The organism is Halochromatium sp. (assembly GCF_054919635.1).
On sequence record NZ_JBUDPI010000116.1, the window covers coordinates 1 to 10,021 of the forward strand.

The 10,021-nt window shown below is 64.2% G+C and carries 8 protein-coding genes; 1 reads left to right on the forward strand and 7 read right to left on the reverse strand.

Annotation, left to right across the window (positions count from 1 at the left end; translation table 11 throughout):
* The coding region (locus tag ACY693_RS09005; RefSeq protein ID WP_462321493.1) for a DNA polymerase Y family protein at nt 1-566 on the forward strand (566 nt) is incomplete at its 5' end.
* Nucleotides 567-671: 105 nt separating this feature from the next.
* Here ACY693_RS09005 and ACY693_RS09010 read toward each other — a convergent pair.
* From ACY693_RS09010 to ACY693_RS09040, 7 genes are all read right to left on the reverse strand, one after another.
* Nucleotides 672-1,205 carry a DNA-deoxyinosine glycosylase gene (locus ACY693_RS09010; RefSeq protein WP_462321494.1) on the reverse strand — a complete coding sequence of 178 codons (534 nt, stop codon included), beginning with the start codon at nt 1,203-1,205 and terminating at the stop codon, nt 672-674.
* A 171-nt stretch (nt 1,206-1,376) separates the two neighbouring features.
* Nucleotides 1,377-2,270, reverse strand: coding sequence for an EamA family transporter (locus tag ACY693_RS09015; RefSeq protein ID WP_462321495.1), 894 nt, complete (start codon nt 2,268-2,270; stop codon nt 1,377-1,379).
* A gap of 84 nt (nt 2,271-2,354) precedes the next feature.
* Nucleotides 2,355-3,365: a tRNA dihydrouridine(20/20a) synthase DusA gene (dusA, locus tag ACY693_RS09020; protein WP_462321500.1), complete on the reverse strand. Its 1,011-nt coding sequence runs from the start codon at nt 3,363-3,365 to the stop codon at nt 2,355-2,357.
* A 190-nt stretch (nt 3,366-3,555) separates the two neighbouring features.
* Nucleotides 3,556-5,367, reverse strand: coding sequence for a translational GTPase TypA (typA, locus tag ACY693_RS09025; RefSeq protein ID WP_462321496.1), 1,812 nt, complete (start codon nt 5,365-5,367; stop codon nt 3,556-3,558).
* A gap of 293 nt (nt 5,368-5,660) precedes the next feature.
* The gene (locus ACY693_RS09030) at nt 5,661-6,590 is read right to left on the reverse strand and encodes a bile acid:sodium symporter family protein (RefSeq protein WP_462321497.1); all 930 of its coding nucleotides are present in this window, start codon (nt 6,588-6,590) and stop codon (nt 5,661-5,663) included.
* Nucleotides 6,578-7,633: a biotin--[acetyl-CoA-carboxylase] ligase gene (locus ACY693_RS09035; protein WP_462321498.1), complete on the reverse strand. Its 1,056-nt coding sequence runs from the start codon at nt 7,631-7,633 to the stop codon at nt 6,578-6,580. Before ACY693_RS09035 ends, ACY693_RS09030 begins: the two co-directional genes overlap by 13 nt.
* 26 nt (nt 7,634-7,659) lie before the next feature.
* Complete coding sequence (locus tag ACY693_RS09040) at nt 7,660-9,621, reverse strand: M61 family metallopeptidase (RefSeq protein ID WP_462321499.1); 1,962 nt, start codon at nt 9,619-9,621, stop codon at nt 7,660-7,662.
* Nucleotides 9,622-10,021: the final 400 nt, after the last annotated feature.

Here is a 10,021-nt window from a genome sequence, read left to right on the forward strand (position 1 = left end):
GGCAACAGCCCCTCGAGCGCCTGCGCCAGGCCTTGGGGGCACGCGCCGGCACCGCGCTGTATCTGCAGGCGCGCGGCATAGCCGACGACGCGGTCCAGCCGATCACCCAGCGGCAATCGATTTCCAAGGAGACTACCTTTGGCGAGGATGTCACCGATGAGCAGCAGCTGCGCGAGACCCTGCGCTGGGCCGCACAGGAGGTCGGCTATCTCGCGCGACACCAGGCCCTCGCAGGTGCGCTGGTGACGCTCAAGCTGCGTCTGCAGCCCTTCGAGACGCATAGCCGCTCGCGAACACTGAGCCACCGCACCGCGAGCGACCAGCTTATCTTTCAGACCGCCTGGGAGCTGTTCGCGTCCAGCCCTTGGCGCGGTCGACCGGTGCGACTCATCGGGGTCGGCCTTTCCGGCTGGGAGCCAGATGCCGGTCCGACCCAGCCCGATCTCTTCGCTGCGGCCAACCGACAGCCGGCCACGCCAGCGAATGCAAAGCTCGACCAGACGCTCGACGCCATCCGCAACAAGCTCGGCGATGGACTGATTCAGCGCGGGATGCGGCGGTCTTGATCGGGCCGAGCGCGGGAACCAGGTCTGTCTAGTGAGCGAGCTTGTAAGCTCTAGCGTCGTTTCGCCTTGCACCAGCGCTCGCGTTTGCCTCGCACAATGCTCAGCTCATAGACCGACATCAACCCATTCCAGTATCAAGCGCCAAGCTGCCAGCTTTTGCTCGAACCGCAGCCCAGCATGCGCGGGGCTGGTCGAAGGCATCCGGTGCCGTGACAGATCGCGCTGCGGCGGTTGCAGAACGGGCAGCACGCGCCGACGGTATTCGCGCTCGGCGGTACCGCCATTGAAGACAATCCGCGTGATCCCGGGATGGGCATCGAAGAAGTTCGCAAAATCGTTGACGCGAACCGTCTCCGGGCGAATCGCCTGGTCGAGACTGCCCAAACGCTCACAGGCAGCGATCACATCCCAGAGCGCAATCCTGTGCGCGATCAGCGCCGCACAGCGATCAGCATAGCTCGCCTGCACCTGTATTCCGAGCAGGTCATCGAAGATCGGCCAAAAGGCATTGCGCGGATGGCCATAGTATCGCTGCTGCCGCAGTGAGGATTCGCCGGGCATCGAGCCAAGGATCAGGAGCTGGGCGTCCAGGCCAGCGATCGGCGGGAACGCGGTCTTTAGACTAGGCTCGGTAGGCATCAACCATCATCTTCTTCGGAGCAGCCGATCAATCTGCAGCGCAATCCATCAATCTGCAGCTCAGGCATCTGCAACTTGACCGACTTGATACGATCTCGCCAGAAGCTGCAACGGCTGTCCATGCAGTCTGTCAGCATTGCTCGCATCTGGCGGTTCGGACGGTGAGAACCTTTATGCCGCGAGCAGGATCACGAACACGCCAGCCAACATCAGCACCCCGCCTGGCATCCGGCTCGCCAGATTCCGCTCGCGAAACAACAACGCCCCATAGAGGATGCCAAACAGCAGGCTGCTGCGCTTCACTGCAATCATATAGGCCACCTCGGTCAGCCGCAGCGCCATGAAATGGGTGATCACCATCACCCCATTGAGCGCCGCGACCGCAAGCACGGCACCAGGCCGGCTGGCCAAACGCTGCAGCGCCGAACGCCATTCCAACCGTGCCCCAGCAACGGGCACCAGCACCAGCAGCGGAACCGCCAACAGGCCGACGATGGCGAAATAGAAGGCGCCAAACGCAGCCGATGGCAGATAGAGCAGAGCCACCTTACCGAGGGTCGAGGTCACCCCATAGAGCAGCGCCACCCCGAGCATCATGCGGGAGCCCGCCTCCCAGCGAATCGCGCTCAGCGGCCGTAGCCAAGTGCGCCAGTCATCACGCCGCGCATGCTCGACATTGAGCAGCCAAGCTCCTACGACGATCAGCAACACGCCGAGCAGCCCGACCAGGCTTAACCGCTCGCCGAGCACCAGCGCAGCAATCACCATCGAAAAGACCGGCGTAAAGGCCAGATAGGGCAGGGTCAGCGACAGCGGATGGTCCCGAATCGCAGCCATGTAGAGCAGCATTGCGCCGATCTCGAGAGGCGCCAGGACGCTGAGCCAGCCCCAGAACGAGGCCGGCAGCGCGCTCAGGTCTGGCAGCCAGGCCAACAGCGGAGAGAGCAGCAGGCCGGTCGCCGTGAAGCGGATTAGCGTCAGCTCACGCGCCGAAAACCCCTGCAGCCAGGCCTTAGTCGCTGCATCGGCCGACGCAACGCTGAAGGCACAAATGAGCGTCAGCAATAGCCAGCTCATCGGCCTCGGGCCCAACACACCCGAATCGGCTGCCGCAAAAAGGGCTCAGCGCCGGTCGGCTCGGTCGCCGAATCAGGCATCGGCAAGCTCGCGATCCTGCGCCTTCAACCGAACTTGCGCCGCAGCGGCTTTCAAGACCTCAATCCCGGCCCCCGGCCGATGCGCCTGCTCGCTCAGCATGCGTCGCCAGGCCTTGGCACCCGGGCAGCCATGAAAGAGGCCGAGCAGATGCCGAGTCATTGATGCCAGTGGCACGCCGTCGGCCAGTTGCCGCTCAACATAAGGGATGTAGGCGGCTAACGCCTGCTGCGGCGTCGAAACAGGATTCTCGGCAGCAAAGAGGCGCCGATCGACATTAGCCAGGAGCCAGGGTTTCTGATAGGCCTCGCGGCCGATCATCACGCCGTCGACCTGCTGCTCGCTGACCAGCCCCTCGACCTGATCCAGATGCGTCACGCCGCCGTTAAGCACCATCGGCAGTGCCGGAAAGTCCCGCTTGAGCCTGATCACCCAATCCCAGCGCAAGGGTGGCACCTCACGGTTCTCGCGCGGACTCAAGCCTTGCAGCCAGGCCTTGCGCGCATGCACGATCAGCGCATCGCAGCCAGCCGCAGCCACCGCTTGCGTAAAGGCGACCAGCTCCTCGTAGCTATCGCGCTCATCGATGCCGATGCGGCTCTTGACCGTGACCGGGATCGCAACCGCGGCCTTCATCGCGGCAACGCAATCGGCCACCAATGCCGGCTCGGCCATCAGACAAGCACCGAACCGTCCGTTCTGCACCCGATCCGATGGGCAGCCGACATTCAGATTGATCTCGTCGTAACCCCAGTCCGCGCCCATCTGCGCGCAGCGCGCCAGCTCAGCCGGATCGGAGCCCCCGAGCTGCAGTGCCAGCGGATGCTCGGCTGGTTCGTAACGCAGGAAACGCTCGCGATCGCCATGGATCAGCGCGCCCGTCGTGACCATCTCCGAATAAAGCAATGTGTGCCTTGAGAGGACTCGCGCGAAATTCCGGAAATGCGAATCAGTCCAATCCATCATCGGAGCGACAGCTAGCCGACGACACCGGCCAACTTCCAAACCGATGCCAACGGACGAGTACTGCCATGCAGAAGGATTTATCGCAGAGTCCATGCCGGCAGTTGCCATTTTACAGCCCTTGAGCGTTGCTTCCTGCGCGAGTATGCCAACTCTAGGCGATAGCGGCTGCTCAGTGTCACGACCGGCAGCGGGTCTGCAAGCATCCGTCTGTCGACTGACCAGGCAGCCATCACCCTCGCCCAGCCCGCTTACGCTCATGCTCCTTCAGGAAACGCTTGCGGATGCGGATCGCGCTCGGGGTGATCTCGACCAGCTCGTCGTCCTCGATGAACTCGAGCGCCTGCTCGAGGCTGAAGCGAATCGGCGGCGTGAGCAGGATGTTCTCATCCGAGCCAGCAGCGCGGATGTTGGTCAGCTGTTTGGCCTTGAGCGGATTGACGACTAGATCGTTGTCGCGCGAATGGATGCCGACCACCTGCCCCTCGTAGACCTCATCGCCTGGCGCGACCAGCATCCGGCCCCGCTCCTGCAGATTGAACAGCGCATAGCCGAGCACCTTGCCCTGGGCGTTCGAGATCATCGCCCCATTGCGCCGTTTGGCGATGCCGCCGGAATGCGCTGGCCCGTAATGGTCGAACACATGGTACTTGAGGCCGGTGCCCGAGGTCAGCGACATGAACTCGGTCTGGAAGCCGATCAGTCCGCGTGATGGGACCTCATAATCGAGCCGCACTCGGCCCTTGCCGTCCGGCACCATGTCCTTGAGCTCAGCGCGGCGCTCGCCGAGCGCCTGCATGATCGCACCCTGGCTGCTCTCGTCGACATCGACCGTGAGCTGCTCATAGGGCTCGCAGATCTGGCCGTCGATCTCGCGGAAGATGACCTCAGGGCGCGAAACGGCCAGCTCGTAGCCCTCGCGGCGCATGTTCTCGAGCAGGATCGACAAATGCAGCTCGCCACGGCCGGAGACGCGGAACTTCTCCGGATCATTACCCTCCTCGACCCGCAGCGCGACGTTGTGGATCAGCTCGCGCTCGAGCCGATCCTTGAGCTGGCGGCTGGTCAGATACTTGCCGTCCTTGCCCGCGAACGGCGAAGTGTTGACCTGGAAGGTCATCGACACCGTCGGCTCGTCGACCGTGAGCGACGGCAATGGCTCGACCGCAGCCGGGTCGCAAAGCGTGTCGGAGACGTTCGGCGCCTCGATGCCGGTCAGCGCGACGATCTCACCGGCATGGGCGCTCGCTACCTCGTAGCGCTCCAGCCCCAGATAGCCGTAGACCAGACCGACCTTGGCCTTGTGTGTATCGCCATCGCGCTTGACGACGACGATCTGCTGATTCGGCTTCACGGTGCCCTTGCGGATGCGGCCCACGGCAATGGCGCCGACGAAGCTCGAGTAATCGAGCGTCGACACCTGCATCTGGAAGGGCGCGTCGGGAATAACCTCGGGCGGAGGACAATGCTCAACGATCGCCTCGAACAGCGGCGTCATGTCGCCCTCCCGCACGCCCTCATCGAGCCCCGCATAGCCATTGATCGCCGAGGCGTAGATGATCGGGAAGTCGAGCTGCTCATCGGTCGCGCCGAGGCGATCGAACAGATCGAAGACCTGATCCACCACCCAGCTCGGGCGCGCCCCGGGCTTGTCGATCTTGTTGACCACCACGATCGGACGCAGCCCGTGCTGAAACGCCTTGCTGGTGACGAAGCGGGTCTGCGGCATCGGCCCCTCTTGGGCATCGACCAGCAGCAGCACCGAGTCAACCATCGACAGCACACGCTCGACCTCGCCGCCGAAGTCGGCATGGCCCGGGGTGTCGACGATATTGATGCGGTAGCCGTTCCAGTCGATCGCGGTGTTCTTCGACAGGATCGTGATCCCGCGCTCGCGCTCGAGATCGTTCGAGTCCATGACGCGCTCGACCGGGCCGAAGCGGTCGCCAAGGGTGCCAGACTGCGACAGCAGCTTATCGACGAGGGTGGTCTTGCCATGATCGACGTGGGCGATGATGGCGATATTGCGCAATTGCTCGGTCACAGGACAGGTCGCTCCGTGGTCGCAGACGACAAACGCCAGCGACCAGACAGTAGGTTGGGCTATAGAGGATGCGGGATGGTGCTCGGCGGGTACCGCGAGATCGCTGGCCAACCGCTACCGGATCACGCCATTATGCATCTAAACGGCGTCAGCCGGGGTAATTGTCCGCTGCCCCATCGATTGCCCATCGACCACGTCTTCACCTGGATTGGCCGATAGCATCAGAATCAACCAACCGCGAACAGATAGGCATCCGCCCGTTAGGTCCAGCGGCATACCGACCTCAACAGCAGCTAGCCAAGACGCCCTAAGTTTCCCGCAGGTGTTCGCCGCGACCACCAAGCGGCGAGCAAGGAACCCGAGAGGTTGTGCCAGACCGAGAATAGCGCTCCCGGCAACGCTGCCGCAGCCGAGAAGTACTTCACCGCCAAGGCAACTGCCAGCCCCGAGTTCTGCATCCCGACCTCGATGGCCAGGGTGCGGGCGGTCCGCTCATCGCCGGTGGCGAGCAAACCGCAACCATAGCCGGCCGCAAGCCCGATCCCGTTGTGTAACACCACCGCCAGGCCCACCAAGACTCCCATGGTCGCCAGGTTCTCTCGATTCAGACCCACAACGATCGCAATGATCACCACGATCGAGAGCACCGAGAGCATCGGAAACAGCGGCTGCAGCCGCCCCAGCCGCGGCCCAAGCAGGCGGTTAACGAGCATCCCGAGCGCCACCGGTAACAGCACGATCTTGAAGATTGAAAGCAACATCGGCGCCACCGGCACGGGCACCTGCTCACCAACATAGAGCCAGGTCAGCAACGGCGTAGCAAGGATCGCCAGCAACGTCGAGACCGTGGTCAGGGTAATCGAGAGCGCCAGATCGCCGCGCGCCAGGTAGCAGACGACGTTGGAGGCCGTGCCACCGGGACTCGCGCCGACCAGGACCAGCCCGGCTAGGAGCGCCGGCGGCAGGTCAAGCACCAGTGCCACGGCCCAGGCGGCCAGTGGCATCAGCAGGTATTGCAATGCCAGGCCGAGCCCGATGCGTCCCGGCTGACGCAGCACGGCGCTAAAGCTCTGCCAGGTCAGCGTCATCCCCATGCCGAACATCACCAGGCCCAGCAGCGGCACGATCAGCGGCTTAGCAGCCGCGAACGGCGCGGGCTGCCAGAATGCGAGCATCGCGCCGAGCAATGCCCAGAGTGGGAACAGCGTGGTCAGTCGTGGCACGGCAAGCGGCCCAGCGGCCTCAGGCTGACCTCGCCGGCCGCAAAGGTGCGGCGCCCATCATCGGTATCCAACACCAGGTTGCCCAGCGCATCGATCCCGCAATGAAGACCCTCGATGGTCTGCTGACCGGCAACCAGGGTCACCGATTCGCCCTGATAGGCGTCGAGCTGACGCCAGTCTTCTAGGAAAGACGCCAAACCGTTTTCTGCATAACCACTGAGCGCTGCCGTGAGATGCTCGATGAGCGCGGCGGCCACAGCGTTGCGCCCGGGGACTTGCTCGCGACACAGCTCGTGCAGGTCGACCCAAGGCTGATCAATCACGGCCGCTTCTGCGGCACGCAGCCGCAGGTTCAGCCCGACGCCGACCACGACCAGGCTCGGCCCCTGCGCCTCGCCAGCCACCTCCAATAGCAGACCAGCGAGCTTGCGCCGCTGCCAATGGACGTCGTTCGGCCATTTGAGTCCACCCCCCTCGACGCCAAGCCCTGCGAGCGCCCGTGCCACCGCGACCCCGCAGGCCCGGCTCAGCCCGCCGAGCTGCGCCGGGGCCAGCCGATAACGCCAGAGGATCGAGAGATAGATGTTGCGCCCAAACGGCGACACCCAGCGTCGCCCAAGCCGACCACGTCCCGCCGTCTGGCGCTCGGCCAGACAGACCCCGCCCTGATCCACATCTGCACTCGCCTCGCTCTCAGCACAGGTCTCGATCTCCCCGCCCTGGACAGCGCGCCGACCGCGCTCGAGCAGATAGGCGTTGGTGGAATCGACCTCATCCAGGATCTCGAGCCGGGCGACCCGTTGCCGTGCCTTGGCATCAAGCCGAGCCTGGATGGCATCGAGCGCGAGCAGCTCCATCGGCTCAGGCAGTCGATAGCCCTGTCCGCGCACCGATTCAATACCCAGCCCAAGCTCGCTATCGAGCCCATGCAGGATCTTCCAGACCGCCGCACGGCTGATCCCAATCGCCCCGGCTATCGCCTCCCCCGAGTGCGGACAGCCATCCGCAAGCAGGCGAATGATCTTTCGGGCATGTGGACGCATGGGCGACAACGCCAACCGCTCAGACCCTAGCCAACCCGGACCCGGTCGGGCCTGTTAGGACCTGGTCCGGCCTGGTCAAGCGACGACGCCAGCCAGGCCAAGCGCCGGTCCCGCACCGCATCAGAGGCCTCATCGTCAAGCCGTAGCTCGCAGGTATCAGCAGGGGCCGGCTCCGGCAACACCTGGGTCTCGAAGAGCTCATCGCGGCGGAAGGCATGCACCCGAATCGGCCCGGCGCCGGCTGCTCGTGCGATCAGGGCATCGACATTGGCGGCGCTCGCCCTCAAACCATCGACGGCGATGATGAGATCGCCCGCCGAGAGCCCGGCACGCTGCGCCGGTCGGTCATCGAGCACCACCCCGATTCGCGCCTCGGCGGCATCGGGCTGGAGGCGGATACCGATATCCGGTCGCGCCGGGATCGACTCAAAACGCTCGACACAACCGCCATTGTCTTTCGCGCTGCGAGAGGGCCGCAGGCGCATCCCCACACCGACGGTCGATAACAAGGGCGCCAGATCGAGATCCTCGGTCGAATCCAACGTCTGCTCGAAGAAGCCAGACAGGTCCAGCCCGCTGACCTCGGCCGCGACCCGCTCGACATCACGCTCGCCAACGCCGATGCCGGGACGGCCAAACTCGCTCCAAAGCGCGCGCATCACATCGTCAAGGCTCTTGCGCCCTTCAGTGCGCTCGCGAATGCTCAGGTCCAACGCCAGCGCGGTCAGCGCGCCCTTGGCGTAGTAGCTCACAATGGCATTGGGTGCGTTCTCGTCCTGCTTGTAGAACCGCGTCCAGGCGTCGAAACTGGACTCGGCCACCGTCTGCCGCAGCCGCCCGGGATTGCGCTGCACCCGACTGATCAGCTCGGCGAGTAGGGTCAGATAGGCCTTGAAGTCGATGACGCCGCTGCGCACCAGCGCCAGATCGTCGTAATACGAGGTCATACCCTCAAAGGCCCACAGCAGACGCGTATGCACCTCGCGCTCAAGCCCCTGCTCGGCAAAGGCACGCGGGCGAATCCGCTTGACGTTCCAGAGATGGAAATACTCGTGGCTGCAGAGGCCGAGAAAGCGCCGATAGCCTTCCGACGGCTGCTCTGGCGCCTGCATCGCCGGCTGGGCCACTGCCTGCATCCCTTCACCTCCGGCTTGCAACCGGCTAGACGAGGACATCTCGGTGGACCAGGACGGCGCTGGTAGATCATCGCGATTGGCCAGCAGGCTGCTCGAGAAGCGATGCTCGAGACCGCCGTAGCCATCGCCGACGAGCTGTGTCAGAAACAGGTAGCGGTCGATCGGCAGCTCACCAAAGAGGGCGGCGTGCTCGGCGCAGATCCGCGGCAGATCCAGCGTCAGGCGCCGGAGATCGGCGCGATGGCGGCCACTGATGGTCATCCAGTGCGGCACGCCCTCGACCTTGAACGCGATCCGGTCGAAAACACCCATCTCGACCGGATGGTCGATCAGATCGGCGTAATCGTCGGCCCGATAGCGACCGAAACCCCAGGCCGGAGCGCCGTCGCGCGCCAGACTGGTGGCAACCTGCCAATGACCCTCGTCCATGCCGGGCGGAGGCATGAGCTCGAGCGCGCAGGACCGTTGCTCTGCGCCTTCCACACAGAGAAAGAGACTAGTGCCGTTGAAGTAGCCGTGATGCTGGTCCAGATGCGCCGAGCGGACCGTCAGCTCCCAGGCATAGACCTCATAGCGCACCTGTACTGGAGCGGCGTCCGCCGACAACCCGGAGAGCCGCCAGGTCTGCTTGTCCAGCTTCTCAAGCGCAACCGGCTGCCCGCCCTGCTCGGCCGCAATGGAGAGCAGGTTGCGGGCGAAGTCTCGGATCATATAGCTCCCCGGAATCCAAGCTGGCATCGACAACTGGAGCGTCGAGCGTTGGGGGTCCGGGATCTCGAGCACGACCTCGAAGCAGTGGGCCTCAGGACGTGCAGGACAAACGCAATACAGCAGCGGGTTGGCTTGGGTCATGGGATGCAGACGGTCCTTTTTTTGATCAGAGTATCAGATCGGTCGTCAGGGGCTTAAAGCCAAGTCCGCACCAAACAGTCGACCCGCGCCACGCATCAGGTCACGGACGATAAATACCCGTAACACGCCAATTGACGACATGGCATAGCGGAGGGTCGGGTGGCGGCGAGCGGGGGTGTCGACGGCATGGATGCCGTCGTCAAGCCTCCAAGGACGGATTCACGGCGTCCCCCGATCGCCGCTGCCCGACCCGGAGCGGGCTCAGAATGCCGAAAACCGATCTGCGATGGGTATAGAATCGCGGGCAACCGCGAACATCCGCCCTTCAGCCCATCGCCAAGCCACAACCCACGATGGACCAGATTCCCGCCGAGCTCAGTCTGAACGGTGTCTACTACCC

Excerpts from the sequence above, each read along its gene's own strand:
- ACY693_RS09035 (WP_462321498.1), bottom strand. The coding sequence starts at position 7,633 with ATGCGTCCACATGCCCGAAAGATCATTCGCCTGCTTGCGGATGGCTGT.
- ACY693_RS09010 (WP_462321494.1), bottom strand. The coding sequence starts at position 1,205 with ATGCCTACCGAGCCTAGTCTAAAGACCGCGTTCCCGCCGATCGCTGGC.
- ACY693_RS09040 (WP_462321499.1), bottom strand. The coding sequence starts at position 9,621 with ATGACCCAAGCCAACCCGCTGCTGTATTGCGTTTGTCCTGCACGTCCT.